Origin of the sequence: Mesorhizobium sp. M7A.F.Ca.MR.362.00.0.0 (assembly GCF_004023175.1) — a bacterium.
In the GTDB taxonomy this organism is placed as follows: Bacteria; Pseudomonadota; Alphaproteobacteria; order Rhizobiales; family Rhizobiaceae; genus Mesorhizobium.
In genome coordinates this window covers 1-18,594 of sequence record NZ_RZTF01000093.1, presented here as the reverse complement: position 1 = coordinate 18,594, position 18,594 = coordinate 1, and the positions used below count along the sequence as shown (strand labels likewise).

At 63.4% G+C, this 18,594-nt stretch carries 19 protein-coding genes and 1 tRNA gene; 7 read left to right on the top strand and 13 right to left on the bottom strand.

The window, feature by feature from the left end:
* The 4 genes from EOC06_RS14475 to EOC06_RS14460 form a co-directional block, all read right to left on the bottom strand.
* Positions 1–754 (bottom strand): ABC transporter ATP-binding protein (locus tag EOC06_RS14475; RefSeq protein ID WP_164898577.1); only part of this gene is annotated, 754 nt, incomplete at its 3' end.
* A 109-nt stretch (positions 755–863) separates the two neighbouring features.
* Positions 864–2,867, bottom strand: a complete 2,004-nt coding sequence (gene fhuB, locus EOC06_RS14470) for a Fe(3+)-hydroxamate ABC transporter permease FhuB (RefSeq protein ID WP_128308087.1) — start codon at positions 2,865–2,867, stop codon at positions 864–866.
* Positions 2,864–3,724 (bottom strand): ABC transporter substrate-binding protein, encoded by an 861-nt coding sequence (locus tag EOC06_RS14465; protein WP_128308086.1) that lies wholly within the window; start codon positions 3,722–3,724, stop codon positions 2,864–2,866. Before EOC06_RS14465 ends, fhuB begins: the two co-directional genes overlap by 4 nt.
* A gap of 25 nt (positions 3,725–3,749) precedes the next feature.
* Positions 3,750–5,969 (bottom strand): TonB-dependent siderophore receptor, encoded by a 2,220-nt coding sequence (locus tag EOC06_RS14460; protein ID WP_128308085.1) that lies wholly within the window; start codon positions 5,967–5,969, stop codon positions 3,750–3,752.
* Positions 5,970–6,150: 181 nt separating this feature from the next.
* Here EOC06_RS14460 and EOC06_RS14455 point away from each other — a divergent pair, with 181 nt between their 5' ends.
* From EOC06_RS14455 to EOC06_RS14440, 4 genes are all read left to right on the top strand, one after another.
* Positions 6,151–6,942, top strand: a complete 792-nt coding sequence (locus tag EOC06_RS14455; RefSeq protein WP_164898578.1) for an ATP-binding cassette domain-containing protein — start codon at positions 6,151–6,153, stop codon at positions 6,940–6,942.
* A 65-nt stretch (positions 6,943–7,007) separates the two neighbouring features.
* Positions 7,008–7,979, top strand: a complete 972-nt coding sequence (exbB, locus tag EOC06_RS14450; RefSeq protein WP_128308083.1) for a tonB-system energizer ExbB — start codon at positions 7,008–7,010, stop codon at positions 7,977–7,979.
* Positions 7,980–7,983: 4 nt separating this feature from the next.
* A complete protein-coding gene (gene exbD, locus EOC06_RS14445) occupies positions 7,984–8,451 on the top strand; it encodes a TonB system transport protein ExbD (protein WP_127322595.1) in 468 nt (155 codons plus the stop codon).
* The gene (locus EOC06_RS14440; RefSeq protein ID WP_128308082.1) at positions 8,448–9,407 is read left to right on the top strand and encodes an energy transducer TonB; all 960 of its coding nucleotides are present in this window, start codon (positions 8,448–8,450) and stop codon (positions 9,405–9,407) included. Before exbD ends, EOC06_RS14440 begins: the two co-directional genes overlap by 4 nt.
* A 150-nt stretch (positions 9,408–9,557) precedes the next feature.
* On the opposite strand, the gene EOC06_RS14435 is transcribed toward EOC06_RS14440, so the two are convergent.
* From EOC06_RS14435 to EOC06_RS14405, 6 genes are all read right to left on the bottom strand, one after another.
* A complete protein-coding gene (locus tag EOC06_RS14435) occupies positions 9,558–9,878 on the bottom strand; it encodes a hypothetical protein (protein WP_128308081.1) in 321 nt (106 codons plus the stop codon).
* 120 nt (positions 9,879–9,998) lie between these two features.
* Positions 9,999–10,259: a hypothetical protein gene (locus tag EOC06_RS14430; protein WP_128308080.1), complete on the bottom strand. Its 261-nt coding sequence runs from the start codon at positions 10,257–10,259 to the stop codon at positions 9,999–10,001.
* A 4-nt stretch (positions 10,260–10,263) separates the two neighbouring features.
* On the bottom strand, positions 10,264–10,518 hold the full coding sequence (locus tag EOC06_RS14425) for a hypothetical protein (RefSeq protein WP_127268063.1): 255 nt from the start codon (positions 10,516–10,518) through the stop codon (positions 10,264–10,266).
* Positions 10,519–10,586: 68 nt separating this feature from the next.
* Positions 10,587–11,651 carry a SagB/ThcOx family dehydrogenase gene (locus EOC06_RS14420; RefSeq protein ID WP_127268064.1) on the bottom strand — a complete coding sequence of 355 codons (1,065 nt, stop codon included), beginning with the start codon at positions 11,649–11,651 and terminating at the stop codon, positions 10,587–10,589.
* A 428-nt stretch (positions 11,652–12,079) separates the two neighbouring features.
* On the bottom strand, positions 12,080–12,829 hold the full coding sequence (locus EOC06_RS14410; protein WP_128308079.1) for a helix-turn-helix domain-containing protein: 750 nt from the start codon (positions 12,827–12,829) through the stop codon (positions 12,080–12,082).
* Between the two features lie 348 nt (positions 12,830–13,177).
* A tRNA-Ala gene (locus EOC06_RS14405) sits at positions 13,178–13,253 on the bottom strand.
* Between the two features lie 256 nt (positions 13,254–13,509).
* Between EOC06_RS14405 and EOC06_RS14400 the strand changes: the two genes are divergently transcribed.
* Positions 13,510–13,800, top strand: a complete 291-nt coding sequence (locus EOC06_RS14400) for a YggT family protein (RefSeq protein WP_023811703.1) — start codon at positions 13,510–13,512, stop codon at positions 13,798–13,800.
* Positions 13,801–13,813: 13 nt separating this feature from the next.
* Positions 13,814–14,131, top strand: coding sequence for a DUF167 family protein (locus tag EOC06_RS14395; protein ID WP_128287897.1), 318 nt, complete (start codon positions 13,814–13,816; stop codon positions 14,129–14,131).
* A gap of 19 nt (positions 14,132–14,150) precedes the next feature.
* Here the strand turns inward: EOC06_RS14395 and EOC06_RS14390 are convergent, their stop codons facing one another.
* Genes EOC06_RS14390 through EOC06_RS14380 form a run of 3 tightly spaced genes read right to left on the bottom strand, consistent with a single transcriptional unit; the run spans position 14,151 to position 16,847 of the window.
* On the bottom strand, positions 14,151–15,032 hold the full coding sequence (locus EOC06_RS14390) for a MurR/RpiR family transcriptional regulator (RefSeq protein WP_127268067.1): 882 nt from the start codon (positions 15,030–15,032) through the stop codon (positions 14,151–14,153).
* 10 nt (positions 15,033–15,042) lie between these two features.
* Complete coding sequence (locus EOC06_RS14385) at positions 15,043–16,110, bottom strand: ABC transporter ATP-binding protein (RefSeq protein WP_127329802.1); 1,068 nt, start codon at positions 16,108–16,110, stop codon at positions 15,043–15,045.
* A gap of 2 nt (positions 16,111–16,112) precedes the next feature.
* A complete protein-coding gene (locus tag EOC06_RS14380) occupies positions 16,113–16,847 on the bottom strand; it encodes an SDR family oxidoreductase (protein ID WP_128308088.1) in 735 nt (244 codons plus the stop codon).
* A gap of 269 nt (positions 16,848–17,116) precedes the next feature.
* Between EOC06_RS14380 and EOC06_RS14375 the strand changes: the two genes are divergently transcribed.
* Positions 17,117–18,349: a sugar ABC transporter substrate-binding protein gene (locus EOC06_RS14375; protein ID WP_127268520.1), complete on the top strand. Its 1,233-nt coding sequence runs from the start codon at positions 17,117–17,119 to the stop codon at positions 18,347–18,349.
* The last annotated feature ends 245 nt before the right edge of the window (positions 18,350–18,594 follow it).

The following is an 18,594-nucleotide window of genomic DNA, read 5'->3' as shown; positions in this document are numbered from 1 at the left end:
GGATCAGCCTTATGCCCATATAGTTCAGCGAATTGCTGGCCGACATGATGCGGTAGGCGTCGAGCTTGGTCTGGCGGTAGCGCTGGTTGTCATGCGCGAACAGCGTGCGCTCATGCTCCTCATTGGCGAAGGCCTGGACGACGCGCATGCCGCCGACATTCTCCTCGATGCGGACGTTGAAATCGCCGACACGCCGGTACAGCGCCTGCCAGTTGCGCTCCATGCGGTCGCCGTAGCGCATCGTCACCCAGGCGATCAGAGGCACGATCACCGCCGTGATCAGCGCCAGATGCATGTTGACCGTGAACATCAGCACGAAGGCGCCGGCGAAGGTCATGATGGCGATGAACAGGTCCTCGGGGCCGTGATGGGCGATCTCGCCGATCTCCTCGAGGTCCTTGGTGACACGGCCGACGAGATGGCCGGTCTTGTGATTGTCGTAGAAGCGGAACGACAGCTTCTGCAAATGGTCGAAACTCTTGCGCCGCATCTCGGTCTCGATGTTGATGCCGAGCATGTGACCCCAATAGGTGACGACCGCCATCAGCACGGTGTTGAGCAGGTAAATCACCAGCAGCCCGGCAGACGCGATGATGATCAAGGTCCAGTCCTGCTGCGGCAGCAGCTGGTCGACGAAGGTGCGGACCGCCATGGGAAAGCCGAGTTCAAGCAGGCCGGCCAGCACCGCGCAGGAGAAGTCGAGCGCGAACAGCCCCTTCCAGGGCGCGTAGTAGGAAAGGAAACGTCTGATCATCGAGGTGAACCGCAAGCTGTCTTGACGGGCGCGGTGAGCGCGCCGGCCGTCATCGGTGGGCGCTGCTTACAATCGGCAGCGCAAGGGCGGCAATATGCCAGGACGGACTTCATTGCCTGCCTTTCCACATCAGCGCCATGAAATAGGGGCCGCCGACGAAGGCGGCGATGAGGCCGGCCGGCACTTGCCAGGGAAAGATCAGCGTCCGCCCTGCCCAGTCGGCGGCAACGAGGATCAGCCCGCCTGTCATGGCCGAGGCCAGAAGCTGCGGCACGGCGCGGCGGAAGCCGAGCATGCGTGCGAGGTGCGGCGCCATCAGGCCGACGAAGCTCAGCGGGCCGATGACCAATGTCGCGGTTGCGGTGGCCAATGCGGTGAGCGCAAGCAATGTGGCGCGAACACGTCCCAGTCGCAGGCCAAGGCCACGCGCGGCGGTTTCGCCGAGCGGCAGTATATCGAGCCAGCGCGCGGTCAGCGGCGCCAGCGCGAGGACGGTGACCGCGACCGTTGCGGCGGTGAAGGCATCCGTTGGCGTTGCGCGATAGGTCGATCCCGACAGCCAGGCGAGCAGGAAGTCCATGCGCGGATCGCCGCTGGCCAGAAGCAGCGCGGCGAAGGCGGACGCGACCGTCGCCACGGCGACGCCGGCAAGCAGCAGCCGCTCGGGCGACAGGGCATTGCGCCGCCCGACCAGCACGACGATCGCCAGCGCCAGCAAGGCGCCCGCCAAGGCCGCGCCGAGCATTGTTGAGCGGTCGAAGCTGTCGCTGAGCAGCAGCAGCGCCAGCACGCCGAAAGAGGCGCCGCCGGAAATGCCCAGGACCTCGGGTGCGGCCATCGGGTTGCCGGTCATGCGCTGCATCAGCGTGCCGGCGACGGCGAGCAGGACGCCCGCCGACAGGGCGACGACGACGCGAGGCGCGCGCAGGGCAAGCAGCTCGGTCAAATCCGCGGATGCGATCCAGTGCCAACCGCCTGCGCCACGGCCAAAGCCGATGGCGAGGACAACCGCGAGGATGAGCGCCAGCAGGCCCGCGATCAAGGGCAGGCCGTTTGTCGGCAGGCGTATCGACGACACCATGTCGGCCTGCCTTTCGGGGGTGGTTCGCATTCGCGGCAACAGGAACAGCAGCAGCGGCGCGCCGAGCAAAGCGGTCGCGGTGCCGGCGGGGATTTCGCCGGTGAACGGCAGATGCTGCACCAGGCGGTCGGTGAGCCAGAGCAGGGCACCGCCGACCAGCGGCGACCAGACCAGACGGCGGCCAAGCGTGCGCGCTCCGGCCAGCCGCGCCAGCGCCGGGGCGGCGAGCGCCACGAAACCGATGACGCCCACCTCGGCGACGACCAGCGCGCTAAGCGAGACGGCGACTGTCATGCCGGCAAGGCGGATGACGGCCGGCCGGGTGCCGAGCGATGCCGCGCCGTCGTCGCTGAGGTCGAGCAGGCGTAGCGGTCGCCAGAGCAGGAGCGCGGCGCAGATGCCGGCCAGCAGCCACGGCGCCAGAACAACGACCGCCGCGTCGCCATTCTGCACCAGCGAGCCGCTCTGCCAGATGAACAGCTCCTCGGTGTATTCGCGGTTGAGCGCCATCAGCAGCGCGCCGGCCGAACCGAAAGTGAGGCTGACGACGAGGCCGGCGATGATGATCGACACTGGCGAAAAGCTGCGCCCGCGCGCTAGTGCGAAAACGGCTGATGTGGCGAGCGCGCCGCCAGCCAGCGCCACGCCTTCGCGGCCACCTTCCAGCAACCATGGTGCGTAGAGAGTGGCGGCCGCCAATGCGAGGCTCGCTCCGGCATTGGTGCCGATCGTGGTCGGCTCGGCCAGCGGGTTGCGCAGCACATGCTGCATGACGACACCGGCGAGACCAAGTGCCGCGCCGGCTAGCATGCTGACGGCGACACGCGGCAGGAAGGCATAGCGATACAGCAACTGCGCTGGATCGGATGTGTCGGGAGCGGTGAGCGCATGCCACCACAAGTGCGTCGGGAAAAGGTTGATGAGATCGAAGATGGTCAGCATCAGTGCCAGGCTCGCGGGCACGGCCACCAGCAGGATGAGCGCGCCGATGCCGTCGCGCTGTCGCGGCAGGGACATTGCCTGAGCGATCATGCCGCTGCCACGAATTCGGCGAAACGCGCGGCAGCAGTGAGACCGCCGAACGGCCAGACTGGCGGAATCGTCCGCACCTGGCCGTTCCGGACGCAGGGCAGATTGGCCCAGAGTGAGCTGCGGGCGATCCTGATCCTGACGTGCGGCGGGATCGGATCGAGCGAGATCAGTTGCGCCTCGCCGACGGCGACCAGTTCCTCGATGCCGACCGTCGAAAAACCCCATTCATTGGTGGCGCCGGTCCAGGCGTTGACGAGGCCGAGCCGGTCGAGGACATCCTGCAGCAGGCTGCCGGCGCCGTAGACGCGGACATGGCGATCGTCGAACATGCTGACGACGCAGACCGGTTTTTGCACCGCCCGCTCCAGCCTGGCACGTGCTTGGGCGATCGAGGCTTCGGTGCGCCCGACAAGGTTTTCTGCTTCCGTCCTGCGGCCAAGCATGTCGCCGAGCTGCAGCGTCACCTGTTGCGCCTGCGCGTAAGGTGGAGCCTTGCCGCTGTAGAACGGCACGTTGAAGGTCGGCGCCAATCTGGTGAAGCTGTTCTCGTCCAAGCCATAGCCATAGGCGCCGACGATCAGGTCGGGCCGCAGTTCCCGAAGCAGTTCGAGATTGGGCTCGCTGCGCGATCCCAGGTCGATGGTGGCCTGCGGCAGCGCCGGGCCCTGCACCCAGTCGCCGTAACCCCTGGTGTCGCCGACGGCGAGCGGCGACAGGCCGAGCGAGACCACCAGTTCGGCCGATGTCCATTCCAGGCAGACGACGCGGGCAGGTGCCGCGCGTGCCATGCCGCCCGGCAAAGCGAGGCCGGTCGCGGCGAGGCCGGCAAGATACTGGCGCCGTGTCAGCGCCGCCATTTTGGGCCGGCCCGCCACATTGCTTCTACCATGTATATTTCACCGAACCGTTGATCCTGCGGCCTTCGCCGTAGAAGCAGCCGAAGCCCGAGGAGAAGCAGGAGGCGACGTAGCGTTTGTCGAACAGATTGCTGGCATTGAGGCTGAGCGTGGCGTTCTGCCAGGCGTAATGCACCGCCGCATCGGCGAGCACGACCGACGGAACCTTGAAGCTGTTGGCGTCGTCGCCATAGGTCGAGCCGACATAGCGGACGCCGGCACCGAGGCCGAGACCTTCGAGCTTGCCGCTCATGAAGGTGTAATTGGCCCAAAGCGATGCGGAATGGGCCGGCACGCCGAAGGGCATGTTGCCCTCGTTGCTGACCCAGACGCCGTTGACGTCTTCGACAGCGGTCGCCTTGGTGATCTTGGTGTCGAGGTAGGTGTAGGCCGCTCTCAGATCGAGGCCCGCATCCAGGCTCGCCACGGCTTCCAGTTCCACGCCGCGCGAACGGATCTCACCGGTCTGGAACAGATCGTTGGGTGAGCCCTCATTACCGGAACGCACGACATTCTGCCGGGTCAGGTCGAAGGCCGAGACCGTGATGAACGAGTTCCAGCCGGTCGGCTGGTATTTCAGCCCGATCTCGTACTGCCTGCCGGTCTCGGGCACGAACAGATTGCCGTCGCTGTCGGCGCCGGCCACGGGCTGGAACGATTCGGAGTAGCTGACATAGGGCGCAAGCCCGTTGTCGGCGAGATAGACGAGCCCCGCCCGGCTGGTGAAGGCGTTGTCCTTCTGCTCGGGAATGTAGCCGCCGGCCAGATTGTCGTAGACCTTGGCGTCCGACCAATCCTGGCGGCCGCCAAGGGTCAGCCGCCAGTTGCCGAGCTTTACCTGGTCCTGCGCATAGAGACCGACTTGCTGCTGGGTGGTGTCGGTATCGGTGTAGGGCGTCAGATCGGTGATCGGGTACCCGTAAACCGGATCGAAGACGTTGAAACCGTCCTCGACGGTCCCTTCCGAGGCATAGTCGCGGTAAGTATAGCGTTTGTAGTCGAGGCCGACGAGCAGCGTGTGGGCGAGCGGCCCGGTGTCGAAATCGGCTTGTGCCTGGTTGTCGATGGTGACGCCGCTGAGTTTGGTGCCGCCGGCATCTGCATAACGGTAGTAGTCGCCGCTTGAAGGTTCCAGGCCGTTCGAGTCCGTCAGTCCGCCACCAAAGACGCCTTCCTCGGTGTGGGTAAGGTGGACGTAGCGGGCATGCTGTCGAACCTGCCAGGTTTCGTTGAAACGGTGATCGAATTCGTAGCCGATCGAAGCCTGGTCGTTGTTGTAGGAGTCGAAGCCGGGTTCGCCGACGAACATGCTGTTCGGCAGGTACTTGCCGTCCTTGCCCGGTATGACCGTGCCGTAGGCAGGCAGATACTGCATCGCCCAGCCCGAGCGATCGCGCTGATAGTTGGCGAGGATGGTCAGGCTGGTGTCGGCATCGGGCTGCCAGGTGATCGCCGGCGCGATGAAGATGCGGTCGTCCTTGACGAAATCGGTCTGCGTGTCGCCCATGTGAGCGGCACCGGTGAGACGAAACAGCAGCGACTTGTCGGCGTTCACCGCGCCGCTGAAATCGAACTTGCCTTCATACCGGTTGAAGCTGCCACCACCGAATTCGACCTCGCGCAGGTTTTCCTCGGTTGGCCGCTTGCTGACATAGTTGATGATGCCGCCGGGGCTTGCCTGGCCATAAAGCACCGACGCCGGTCCGCGCAGCACCTCGTAGCGTTCCGCGCCATAGGAATCGAGTGCGGTGAACAGTGTGAAATTGCTCTCCTTGAGCTGCAGCCCGTCCCTGTAGAAGACGCCGCTGGCGTTCGAAATGCCGCGCAACTGCAGGCCGAGGCCGCGATTGTCGGTGCCGTAGAGATTGCCGGTGGCGCCGGGTGTGTAGCGCAACGCGCTGTTCAGGCTGTCGACGGCCTGCGCTTCCATCTGGTCCCTGGTGATGACCGATATCGATTGCGGCGTCTCGATCAGCGGCGTGTCGGTCTTGGTGCCGGTGGAGCCCTTTGTGGCAACGTAGCCCTTGACCGGCCCGAAAGCGCTTTCGACACGTTCCTGGACTTTGATCGGGTCTAGGGTGGTGGTGACCGTCTCCTGGGCCAGTGCATGGCCGCAGCCAAGCAGGGCCGGCAGCGACACCGTTGCGATCAGCAGGCGCTTGCGCGCTATCCGGTTCTGCCAAATCGGTCCATGTCCTGAAATCATCTGGTGCGCCCCCTGTTTCCAAATTTTCGTGCCGATATTGCCGGTCGCGACGATTTGTTGATCATTGCAGTCATCTTCAATGTTGACTAGTAAGGTCATGTTTCATAGTCAACCGGGCACGACCCGTCGAAATGCCGGAATCTGGAAATGCGGGCGGCCGCACTGGAGAAAAGCCATGAGCATGGCTGGAATTGATGCCCAGACTGCCTTCCATATCGACGCGGTGCGCTTTGCCGTCGGCGAGCGGACGCTGCTCGGTCCGGTTTCGCTCGAACTGGAGCGCTCGCGCGTCTATGGGCTGATCGGCCACAATGGTTCGGGCAAGTCGACGCTTATCAAGCTCATGGCGCGCCAGCAGCCGGCGAGTTCAGGCGCCATCACTTTCGCCAGGCGTCCGTTGCCGCAATGGGGTGCCCGCGAATTTGCCCGCGCGCTTGCCTATCTGCCGCAGACGACGCCTGCGGCGACCGGCCTGACCGTGCGCGAACTGGCGACGCTCGGGCGCTATCCCTGGCATGGCGCGCTTGGCCGTTTCCGCGCCGGGGACAGGCAGCATGTCGAGGAGGCGCTGGCCCTGACCGATATGGAGGGTTTTGCCGACCGGCTGGTGGACGAATTGTCGGGCGGCGAGCGCCAACGCGCCTGGCTCGCCATGCTGGTGGCGCAGAACGCCGGCGTCATGCTGCTCGACGAGCCGATTTCGGCACTCGACATCGCCCATCAGGTCGAGGTGCTCGGGCTGGTCAAGGAGCTCAGCCGCAAACGCGACCTATGTGTCGTCGTCGTGCTGCACGATCCCAACATGGCGGCGCGCTACTGCGACGAACTGATCGCGCTCAAGGACGGCAAGCTGCTGACGCGCGGCACGCCAGGCGAAATCATGCGCAGCGATGTGCTGAAAGGCATTTTCGGTGTGGAGATGGGCGTGTTCGCGCACCCCGTCACCGGCCAGCCTGTCGGCTATGTGCAGTGACAATATCTGATGAGGCGGCGGGAAATAGAAGGCGGCAGGCCGCTGTGAGAACAAGGAAGAAGCTGTTGTCGAGAACTGGTTTGTTGGCGGCGTTGGTCGCATCCGTCATCCTGTCGGCCGGCAGCGCGATGGCCCAGGAGCAACCCGCCGGTGCCGCGCCGACGGTCGAAGCCCCCACCCCGGCTGCTCCCGCGGCCCCAGCGCCGATTGCACCCGCACCCGCAGCACCGGCAGTCGCTCCGCCGGCCACAATGGCGCCTTCGCAGCCAGGCACCCGGCCGAACACGGCCGCGCCGTCAGAGGCCGGACCTTCGACGGCGATGGAGTTGACCTTGCCGCATGACCTGTCGCCATGGGGCATGTTCATGGCGGCCGACATTGTCGTCAAAGCGGTGATGATCGGGCTGGCCTTTGCCTCCCTCGTCACCTGGACGATATGGCTGGCCAAGTCGCTGGAGCTTCTCAGTGGCAAGCTGCGCATCCGTCGCGCCGTGCGGGCGATCGGCGAGGCCGCCACGCTGAAGCAGGCCAGCCGTACCCTTGACCGCAGCGGCGGGCCCGGCGCGCTGCTGGTGCGGGCGGCCGAGGAGGAGACCGCACTCTCGGCCGGCGCGCTCGATCATGTCTCGGGCGATGGCCTCAAGGAACGGGTCACGTCGCGCCTGTCGCGCATCGAGGCGGCGGCGGCGCGGCGCATGTCGCGCGGCACCGGCGTGCTGGCGACGATCGGCTCGACCGCGCCCTTCGTCGGCCTGTTCGGCACTGTCTGGGGCATCATGAACGCCTTCATCGGCATCTCGCAGGCGCAGACCACCAATCTCGCTGTGGTCGCGCCGGGCATCGCCGAAGCGCTGCTGGCCACCGCGATGGGCCTGGTCGCGGCCATACCGGCCGTCGTCATCTACAACGTCTTTGCACGCTCGATAGCCGGCTATCGGCAGATCCTCGCCGATGCCTCGGCCGGGGTCGAACGACTGGTCAGCCGCGACCTGGACTTCCGCACCGTGGCGCCGGCAACGCCACTGGCGGCGGAGTAGCGCCATGGGAAGCAGAATCCGACAGACCATGGAGGACGATCTCGAGGAAAGCCACGAGATCAACGTCACCCCGTTCATCGATGTCATCCTGGTGCTGTTGATCATCTTCATGGTCGCGGCGCCGCTGGCCACGGTGGATGTCAATGTCGACCTGCCTGGTTCGACGGCAACGCCCGCGCCGAGGCCCGAGACACCGCTGTTCCTGACCCTGAAGGACGATCTGACGCTGGCGATCGGCAATGACAGCGTGCCGCGCCCGGCTTTCGCCACGACGCTGGACGCCAAGACCAAGGGCGACAAGCAGACGCGCATCTTCCTGCGCGCCGACAAGGCGGTCGCCTATGGCGACCTGATGGAGGCGATGAACCTATTGCGCGGTGCCGGCTATCTGAAGATCGCGCTGGTCGGCCTGGAGACGGCTCCCGCGTCCAATGCCCCGGCGCCCGCAGCCACTGGTGCGGCGGCGCCATGACGCAGGCGGTCGCCGTGCCCTCGGTCCAGCTGTCGCGCTTCGGTTGGCGCGACCTTGGCTTGTGGGCCGGTGCTGCCGCGCTGGTCCTTGGAGCCCATGTCGCGGTCGCCTATGCAGTGCAGAACCTCACAATGGTCACCGAAGCGGATGGCGGTCCACCCCCCGCGCAGATGATCGAGATGGCACCGATGGTGGTGATGCCGGCCGTGGAAGAACAGGTCGCCGCGCTGGATGCGGTGACGCCAGATCAGACCGAACCGACACCGACGACCCAACCGACACCTGAAGAACCGGTCGAAAAGGCGGAGCCGGTTGTCGAGCCGCCGGAAGCGGTCGCGCCCGACGAGGCCGAACCCACCCCGACCGAACCTGCCCAGGCCGAAACGGCTGAACAGGTCGATCAGCCGCCGCCGGATGAGGTCATCCCCGATGTGGTCGAGGCTGTCACGCCAGACGTCGTCATTCCCTTGCCGCAGCCGAAACCGGTCGAAATTGTCAAAGACAAGAAACCGGTCGAGGCCAAGGCGAAGAAGCCTGTCGAGAAGCCCAAGCCGCGGCTTAAGAAGGAGAAGGCGGCTCCGCCGAAGACGGCAACCGTCGCCAGCGCCGACGCACGGCCCGCGGCCAAGACCGCCGCGCCGAAGGCGGCGGAATCGACGTCTCGCTCCGGCGACTCCAGCAAATGGGACTCCCGTCTGGGCGCCTGGATCAAGCGGCACACACGCTATCCCAGCTCTGCCAAGGCCCGACGCGTGGAGGGCAGGCCATATGTCGCATTCACGGTCGACTCGTCCGGCCGGGTCCTGTCTGCCAGGCTCTCTCGTTCCTCGGGGGATGCGGATCTGGACCGTGCGGCGCTCGCTGTGCTGCAAGGCGCCACGGTGCCGAAACCGCCACCGGAACTCGGCTCGCGTCTGAGCCGTACAGCGCCGTTCGTGTTCAGCCTGCGCAACTAGAGCAGTTCACCGTTTCACGGAAACGGCTAACTGCTCTAATTCTTTGGTTTGACGCAATTCCCAAGGGAAAACGCTCTGCGTTTTCCCGGGAAAACCGTTTCACACTTTTCCTGGAATTGCTCTAGGGCCGAATTTGTTCGGGCCGGCCTGTCAATAGGCCAGTGACAGGCTCAGGGCCTCGACCTGTTCGAGATAGAAACGGCATTTCGTGCGCAAGGGCCCGAGGCCCGGGTCATCGGCGCCGTTGATCTCGATGGTCTGCATCATGAAGTCGAATTGGGCGTGGAAAGCGTCCACTGTACCCCAGAGACTGTCGGCCTGGCAGCTGTCGGCAATCGCCATCGAGACGAGTTGGCGGGCCTCGACCCGCGCGGCGTCAGGCGATGGCGGCCGCCTGGCGATCAAGACGTCGAGCCGGCTGAAAACGCTTTCCCTGGCATCGACGCTTCTGATGTTGGCTATCATGTTCATGTGCAGGTCCCCTGGGCATTCCAGACGCGCAATAGGTTCCGGTCTGAAATTGAAAAACTGGTGATCAGAGCATTTTCAGCGACGCCAATGAACGCGTCGCGTTTTGGCGGGCGACATGCATCAAGCTTGAGCGACCGGATGCCGGTCCTGCGGGCAGGATGCAATCAGGGCCGGGATTGCGGTTGCATCGGAGGGGTGGCCCCTGATGATGTTGGCGACCTCGGCATCGGCCTGCTCGAACCAGTAGACCATGTCGGCGCGGCGCAGGTCCGTCGCGGCCTTCTTCAGCAACGGCAGCAGGCTTTGCAACGCGCACAGCGTCTCCCAGCGGTTTGGCCGGGAGGTCGAGCCGGCCACCGCGCATGCGGCTGACGATAGCATGTCGCTACGCTCTCCGTGGCTGGGCGGCCCGAGTGTCCTTTGCCTGCGCCTTGGGGTGCAGCGGGTTGCCGCTGAGCTGCGCATGCCTGGCCGGCCGTGCGCCGCGAAGAACGTCGAAGGCCTCTGCATAGGCCATGCCCAGCAGATAGGAGATCATCGGAAAACGGCTTGCTTCGGCCATCTGCACGAGCTCATTGGTCATCGACGAAATATATTGAAGGCTATCGATTTCCGACTGGCGTAAGGATTGATTTGGCACGTGCTGCTCCTGTCTCTGGTTATATCCTAGGGAACGCGTTATTGGCTGTGATGCACATAGTTGGTCGGCTAATTGATGGACTGGCCCGCCGTGGACGGATCTCTTTCCGGCGTCGAGAGGGTCAAGGCATAGATCGGTGCGTCGGTGAAACTGTCGAGACCAAGCAGCCGCTTGATGGCGGAATGGCTGAGCGCGGCTGTCGGACACGCCGACAGGCCATGATTGGTCGCTGCCAGCATGATGTTCTGGCCGATATGGCCGGCCTCGATCAGCACGACACGATAAGCATTGGCGTCCTCATATTTCCACATCGTGCGATCGAGCTTGGCGCAAAGCAGGACCAGGCACGGCATGGCGTCGGCCCACTCCTGTCCGCCGACCAGTTCGGAGATCTTCGGCAGATGGTTTGCGGAAATCCTGCCAAGGTCGTGATCCGCGGCGGAATAGTGATAGACACCGGGTTCGAGGCCATCGACGCCGAGCGCGACCACATAGGCCTCATAGGGATTTCGCGCGCCGCCTGAAGGGGTCATGCCGAGCGGCAGGGTGCCAACGCAATTGGCGGTCTCGCCGATGATGCCGAGCCCTGCGAACAGGCAATCGGAAAGCTGTTTGGCCGTGATGGTGGGCTGAGCCGCCGTGCGGTTGGTGCGGCGCCGCGCCATCAAGCTGAGAAGTTCATTGTCTTCCAGTGCATTCGGCAGCTGGATGGCGCCTGCGGAATTCTTGAGCATGAGGTTCGGCTGCGGCGTATGGCCGGCGCGTTCTATCTGCCGCTCTTCCGCTTGCTCGATGGTCATGTATTCGCTGTCCTGGACGCAGAAATGCATCAGCGCCGTCGGAAGCCCCCAACTCCATTGTCCTGAAAACTGTTCCTCCTGCTCGGCGAGAGGCGATCCGGCTGTGACCAGCGCGGAGAAATCGAGCAACTGGGGAACGACAGCCTTCAACTCGGACTTCGACCATCCATGGGCGCGGGCAATGTCCGCCGTAGATGCCCATTTGTCCCACGATGCGAGAAGGCCGACCATCTCGGGGCTGCATTCAAACACGCTTCTGGTCAGGAAGTTGCATGCCGTGACCTTGTTCGGTCCGGGGTAGAAAACAAGCGTTTTCGAAGAGCGCATTTTCATGAAGCTGGTTGCCATCTGCGGAGCCGAGGCGCCGACAAGCAAGACGCTCGTCGGCGCAGAACGGCTTCAGCGCTTGTTGTAGTGCATGCCCTGCGAAAAGAAGACGGTCTGCGTGCCGGCGGCAATCGTCAGCTTCGGAGCATTGGTCACTTTCTTGGCCATTTTCATCCCTTTCCTGACCCCAATTTGGGATCCGTTGAAAGACCCCCGGAACGGGATCCGCGTGAAGAAAGGTAAGGTCGGAAGAGTTAATGGTTTGTTAAAATTATAGTAAAACCACGAGCCTAAGGCGGACCCGTGGATTATCTTTCCTGGCATTAAAGTGTAAAATATCGATTTTATTCAGATACAGAGTAGACAATCGTTGGCATACGCTTAATCGGCGTACGCTTATTCTTATTTGGCGTAAGACACGGCGATCCGAGGGGTTAGCCCAACCCGTCCCGGGTGAGGCTGACAACCAGTTGATCGACGCCCGGATCGTCGAGATTGATGACATGCGCCATGCCGATGGCATCCCTTGGGTGGATGTTGGCAATGTCGCGCCGCATGATGACGGACACGAATGCCGGGCCGGCCTCCGTCAGAAGCATGGCCTTGCCCATCAGCACCGGTTCGGAGATGGGAGCCCATTGCACGGAGATCAGCGAGGGCTCTCCGGTCTGGCGGCGATTGATGCCGCTGAAATAGATCCAGTTCAGCCGCGAGATCGCCACGCCATAGTGATTGCCGCGCGCTCGTGCCCAGGTCGATCCCCGGCGCTCCGACCATCCGGTGACCCTTCGGAAGGTGACCAGTTCGGCTTCGCGCCTCACGAAGGTCACCGAGCGCATCAGGAGGTCGAGGCGGCCCGGGATCGAGAAATAGGTGAAATAGGTGCCGCCCGCGATCGAAGGACTGGGAGGGCGGATCATCTGGTTGAACAGGCTCTCGGAAACCGGCGGCAGGCCACGCATCGCCGGCTCGGGTGCGCCGGGATCCTGGTACAGTTCGGCTTCGTCGATCCGAAAGTAATCGCATATCAGCTTGGCGGTAGCTTTGTTGGGAACGGTCTGCCCTTGCAGATAGCGTTCGAACTGCGTGCGATTGATGCGCAGCTCACGGCATACCGCACTTACGGAGGCATGGTCCTTGCACAGCCGTCTAAGGTTTGCAGCGAGATTGTCGCGAATTGACACGTCTTTGCTTCCGCAGGCGGATTTTTCATTTCGACTCGAAATCGATATAGCGTCTCCGGTCGCCCCCGCCGAAACGCCCTGGTCACAACGCACAGAAAAAACTGATTTGGTAACGTCAATTTAGTGGGGTGGTTTCCAAAAAAAACGGAAACAATCAGCGAGCTCTTCCGCCATAAGTCCAATTGACAAAAGTTTTGCCGGATATCGCGAAATAGGCGATGTAGCGCGGCCTTTTAAGGCGCGCTGGCACAGCAAATGCCAACCGCGGGGGCAAGCCGGGACGAGCGTCGCGGACTGCATGTGGCGCAGAGATGGGCATCTGGCGCGCAGCGTGGAGAATTATTCCGCTGGTGGAGCTGAGGAGGATCGAACTCCTGACCTCGTCATTGCGAACGACGCGCTCTCCCAGCTGAGCTACAGCCCCGTCCAGCGGATGGGCGCATTTATCGGGCGCCGCGGTTTCCTGTCAAGGCGGAGGTTTGCCGAAATCCAGTGCCGTCAAGCGTCGATCTGGCGCCGGCGGAAAGCGGCCCTTGCCGGTTTTGTGTATTCGCGCCTTCGTTGGGGTGTCGGCGACATGCCCTACAGTCCGACCGGGCCGGTATTGGCGCTCCACAGAAAGGCGGCCCTTGCCGGTTTCGCGTGCAATGGCTACATGTCGGCAACAATTGGAGACCGGCATGCTCGCCCTCATTCAAACAATCGTCATGGCGCTTGACCTCTACTGGTGGATCATCATCGCCTCGGCGATCTTTTCCTGGCTCTACGCCTTCAACGTCGTCAATTCGAAGAACCAGTTCGTCGGCAGCATCGGCAACATGCTCTACCGGCTGACCGAGCCGGCGTTGCGGCCTATCCGCCGCTTCATGCCGGACCTTGGCGGCATCGACATCTCGCCGATCATCCTGCTTCTGATCCTGTTCTTCCTGCGGCAGTTTCTGCTCACCACGGTGGCGCCTCTGATCCTGTGAGCAGGATGACCTTATGAGCACGCCGTTTCGCCTGCGCGAAAACGGCGCCGAGCTGTTTGTCCGGCTGACGCCAAAGGCTGCGCTGGACAGGCTCGAAGGCTTCGAGGCCACGGCGGACGGGCGAAGCCATCTGAAAGCGCGTGTCCGCGCCGTGCCGGAAAACGGCGCCGCCAATCATGCGCTCGAAAAGCTGCTGGCCAAGGCTCTGGGCGTGCCCGGGTCCGCTGTCTCGGTTGTCGCCGGCGGCACCGCGCGGCTGAAGACCGTGCGCATTGAAGGCGATCCGGCGAAATTGGCGAAAAGCATCGAGGCGCTCGGCCGCCAGTCCTGATGTCCTTGGCCGCAGGGGCTCAATCGCCCAATGGCAAACGCGGATCGTCGACTTTCAACGTGTTCACGCTCTGCTTGATGCGGCGCAGATTCTCCAAAACCCTTGGTCCGCGCGTCTCGGCGACCGAGGTGACGATCATGTCGACGATCGACAGCAGCGCATAGCGAGACGATGTCGGCTTGTAGATATTGCCATCCTCGAGCGACTGGAAATGGATGACCGTGTCGGCGACCTTGGCGAGTGCGGAGTCCGGCGGGGTGATGGCGATCGTGGTGGCGCCATATTGCTGGGCGACCTGCACCGCATCGATGACCGATCTGGCATAGCCGGAGACGGAGAAGGCGATCAGCGTGGTGTCGGGGGTGGCAACGGCGGCGTACATGCGTTGCAACTGTCCGTCGATCTGCGCCAGCACCGACACGCCAAGCCTGAACAGCCGGTTCTGCATTTCGGTCGCCATCATGGACGAAATGCCACCGGAGCCGATGCACAGCACATTACCGGAAACAGCGATGCGTGCGGCGACGGCGACCAGCGTCGTCATGTCGAGGTTTTCGCTGGCGCGCTGGATGGCCGATATCGCCGCTTCGGTGATGGCGGAAGCGATGCGCTGTTCGCGGGCATCGCGGCTCAACGGCTCCGGCGACAGATACTGGCCGCCGATGGCGATGGCTTGCGCCAGATAGAATTTGAAGTCGCGCAGGCCCTCGCAGCCGAGGTTGCGGCAGAACCGCGTCACCGTCGGCTCGCTGACACCGACGCGCAAGGCAATTTCCGAAATCGCCGCTTTGGAAACGAAATCGAGGTCTGCCAGCACGAAGCCGGCCAGCTTGCGATCCGACTTCGTTCCGTCCTGCGACATCAGCTGCAGCCGCGTGATGATGTCGGCCGGCGTCTTCATGCTGCTATTCTCATAGAGGCAGGCCCGTTGCCTTGTCGAACAGATGGATGTTGCCGGGGTCGACCGAGACCGGCAGCAGGTCTCCCGGCCTGACCGGCACCCTGTCGCGGAACACGGCGCGTACCGTATCAGCACCGATAGCGCCATAGACATGTGTTTCGGAACCGGTGGGCTCGACGACATCCACCCTGATCGCCATCGCGTCGACAGCCTCGCCGACGATAAAATGCTCGGGCCGGATGCCAGCCTCCACCGCGCTGTCCGCCGGCACCTGTTTGCCGGCAAGCGCAAGCCGCCCGCCACCGGCCGATTCGAACCAGGTTTTCTCAAGCGCCGTCTTGAGCGAACCGGACACAAAGCTCATCGACGGCGAGCCGAGGAAGGAGGCGACGAACTTGTTGGCAGGCCTGTCGTAGAGTTCCAGCGGCGCCCCGACCTGCTGGATTCTGCCGCGGTCCATCACGACGATGCGGTCGGCCATCGTCATGGCCTCGATCTGGTCGTGGGTGACGTAGACGATCGTCGATTTCAGCCGCTGGTGCAGCGCCTTGATCTCGACGCGCATCTGCACGCGCAATTGCGCGTCGAGGTTGGACAGCGGCTCGTCGAAGAGGAACACAGACGGCTCGCGCACGATGGCGCGGCCCATGGCGACGCGCTGGCGCTGGCCGCCCGACAGCTGGCGGGGATAGCGGTCGAGATAGGAGAAGAGATTGAGGACGCCGGACGCCTTCTTGACCTTCTCATCGATCACCGTGCGCGTCTCGCCGCGGATCTTCGGGCCAAAGCCGATATTGTCAGCTGCCTTCAGATGCGGAAACAGCGCATAGGACTGGAACACCATGGCGATGTTGCGCTGCTGTGGCGGCAGCGCGTTGGCGCGCACGCCGCCGATCAACAGGTCGCCGGAGGTGATCGTCTCCAGGCCGGCCAGCATGCGCAGCAAGGTCGACTTGCCGCAGCCGGACGGGCCGACGAGGACGACGAACTCGCCGCTCTTGATATCGAGGCTGATGTTCTCGAGGATCTTGTGCTGGCCGAAGGATTTCGACAGATCGCGAAACTCGACATCGGTCATTGTCACGCTCCCAATATGTCGTCGATGAAGGGCAGGCAGCCGGCGGTCAGTCCCGCGTCCACGGGCATCACCACGCCTGTTATTCCCGATGCGCGATCGGACGCAAGGAAGGCGACGGCTTCCGCCACTTCCGCGGCGTTGACGATGCGGCCGAGCGGATAGAGCCGCTGCAATTTGCCGAGGATTTCGGGATCCTTGGCAAGGCGGTGGTCCCAGGCGGCGGTGCGGATCGATCCGGGGCAGACGACATTGGCGCGCAGGCCGCTGCGGCCGAGCTCGACGGCGATCGCCTTGGCATAGGCGTTGATGCCGGCCTTGGCGGCGGCATAGGCCGGATTGCCGAAATGCGCGATGGCGTTGACCGAGGAGATGAAGACGACGCTGCCCGAGCCGCGGCCAGCCATCGCCTTGACCAGCGGGTCGGCGAAATTCATCACGCCAGTCAGGTTGAGATCGAGTTCCTGCTCTATTCTGTCGGGATCGAGCGCCGAAATCGTCTCGGCACGCGTCCAGCCGGCATTGTTGACGAGAATGTCGGGCACACCATCCCGGTCGAGGATCGCGCCGATCGCCGTCGCTATCGATGCCTTGTCGAGAAGATCGAAGACATGGCGGGAGGCAAGGTGCGGACTGTTCAGCGCCTCGCTTGACTGATCGCAACCGACGACCCTGGCGCCTCTTTGCGCCATCAGCGCCACGATGGCCGTGCCGAGACCGCCGCCGGCCCCCGTCACCACGACGGTCTTGCCCTCGAACTCGGCCCTGCTTTCGAACTCGGCCCTGCCTTCGAACTCGGCCCTGCCCTCGAACTCGGATTGCGAAACCACCGTGCGTCATCCTCCGGGAGTTCTGACAGATCGCATAAGGCCTAGGCCTGTAAATGTAATTAAGCAACACAATAATCCGCTTGCAAGCCTTCAAATCATCGATAATGTAGGAAAGTCACATAAATCTTCTGCTCCGGCACGGAGAGGCGCGCAGGCGCAACACCAATGGGAGAGATCAAATGAGCCTTGCAAAATGGACTGTCGGCCTGATGGCCGGAATGAGCATGCTGGCAATTGCGGCGCAGGCGGATGCGGGCGAGGTGCGCGTCACCGTGGCCGAGTACAGCGCCAAGACTGCTCCCTATTTCGCCGACGTCAAGAAGGAATTCGAGGCGGCGAACCCCGGCATATCAGTCAAGTTCGAAGTGGTGCCGTGGGATGTGCTGCTGCAGAAGCTGACCACCGACATCACCGCCGGCACCAATGCCGATCTGTCGATCATCGGCACGCGCTGGCTGATCGACTTCGTCCAGCAGGATGTCGCCGAGCCGCTCGACGGCTACATCAAGCCCGACTTCAAGGATCGCTTCATCGACACCTTCCTGTCGCCCTCGATCATGGACGGCAAGACCTACGGCCTGCCGATCGCGGCCTCGGCGCGCGCCATGTACTACAACAAGGAGCTGTTCGAGAAAGCCGGCATCGCCAAGCCGCCGGCAACCTGGACCGAGCTGCAGGAAGATGCGCGCAAGATCAAGGCGCTGGGGTCGGGCACGTTCGGCTTCGGCCTGCAGGGCAAGGAGATCGAGACCGACGTCTATTACTATTATGCGATGTGGTCGCAGGGCACCGAGATCCTCAACAAGGACGGCACTTCGGGCCTGAGCACGCCAGGTGCGCTTGAGGCCGCCAAGCTCTACAAGTCGATGATCGACGAAGGCCTGACCGAACCCGGCGTCACCTCCAACAACCGCGAAGACGTGCAGAACCTGTTCAAGCAGGGCAAGGTCGGCATGATGATCACCGCACCCTTCCTGTCCAACCAGATCAAGGACGAGGCGCCGAACCTGAAATACGGCGTGGCAGCCATCCCCGCCGGCCCGACCGGCGCGCGCGGCACCTATGGCGTGACCGATTCCATCATCATGTTCAAGAACTCCAAGAACAAGGACGAAGCCTGGAAGCTGCTCGATTTCCTGTTCACCACGGAACAGCGCGCCAAGTTCACGCAAGGCGAAGGCTTCCTGCCGGTGAACAAGGAAGAGGCCAAGATGGACTACTACGTCAACAATGCCGATCTGGCGGCGTTCACCGCGCTGCTGCCCGACGCCCGCTTCGCGCCGGTCATTCCGGGCTGGGAAGAAGTCGCCCAGATCACGTCGGACGCCATGCAGAAGATCTATCTCGGCGGCGACCCTGAGGCGGGCTTGAAGGACGCGGCCGCCAAGGCCAACACCGTGCTGAAGAAATAGAGGCCGTGCTGAAGAAATAGGGCGTATCTCCCTGCGCCCGTGGCGCGCCCCAGACTCAGGCGGGGCGCGCCACACCTAGGTTCCCGGCCCGGTGCGGCGGATCCGAAATTCGCATAAGCAGAACCTTCTGATCCAGCACGCCGAGGTTGCAGGCCAGCAGATGCAAAATCGTTTCTTGCCCTATCTCCTGACCTTGCCCAGCCTGTTTCTGGCGGCGGTGGTCATCTTCTGGCCGGTCTGGGACC

Coding starts and splice junctions, on each gene's coding strand:
- EOC06_RS14465 (WP_128308086.1), bottom strand. CDS start 3,724: ATGGCGGCGCTGACACGGCGCCAGTATCTTGCCGGCCTCGCCGCGACC.
- EOC06_RS14435 (WP_128308081.1), bottom strand. CDS start 9,878: ATGAACATGATAGCCAACATCAGAAGCGTCGATGCCAGGGAAAGCGTT.
- EOC06_RS14385 (WP_127329802.1), bottom strand. CDS start 16,110: ATGACCGATGTCGAGTTTCGCGATCTGTCGAAATCCTTCGGCCAGCAC.
- EOC06_RS14440 (WP_128308082.1), top strand. CDS start 8,448: ATGACGCAGGCGGTCGCCGTGCCCTCGGTCCAGCTGTCGCGCTTCGGT.
- EOC06_RS14395 (WP_128287897.1), top strand. CDS start 13,814: ATGAGCACGCCGTTTCGCCTGCGCGAAAACGGCGCCGAGCTGTTTGTC.
- EOC06_RS14375 (WP_127268520.1), top strand. CDS start 17,117: ATGAGCCTTGCAAAATGGACTGTCGGCCTGATGGCCGGAATGAGCATG.
- EOC06_RS14455 (WP_164898578.1), top strand. CDS start 6,151: ATGGCTGGAATTGATGCCCAGACTGCCTTCCATATCGACGCGGTGCGC.
- fhuB (WP_128308087.1), bottom strand. CDS start 2,867: ATGATCGCTCAGGCAATGTCCCTGCCGCGACAGCGCGACGGCATCGGC.
- EOC06_RS14400 (WP_023811703.1), top strand. CDS start 13,510: ATGCTCGCCCTCATTCAAACAATCGTCATGGCGCTTGACCTCTACTGG.
- EOC06_RS14420 (WP_127268064.1), bottom strand. CDS start 11,651: ATGAAAATGCGCTCTTCGAAAACGCTTGTTTTCTACCCCGGACCGAAC.
- EOC06_RS14460 (WP_128308085.1), bottom strand. CDS start 5,969: ATGATTTCAGGACATGGACCGATTTGGCAGAACCGGATAGCGCGCAAG.
- EOC06_RS14430 (WP_128308080.1), bottom strand. CDS start 10,259: ATGCTATCGTCAGCCGCATGCGCGGTGGCCGGCTCGACCTCCCGGCCA.
- exbD (WP_127322595.1), top strand. CDS start 7,984: ATGGGAAGCAGAATCCGACAGACCATGGAGGACGATCTCGAGGAAAGC.
- EOC06_RS14390 (WP_127268067.1), bottom strand. CDS start 15,032: ATGAAGACGCCGGCCGACATCATCACGCGGCTGCAGCTGATGTCGCAG.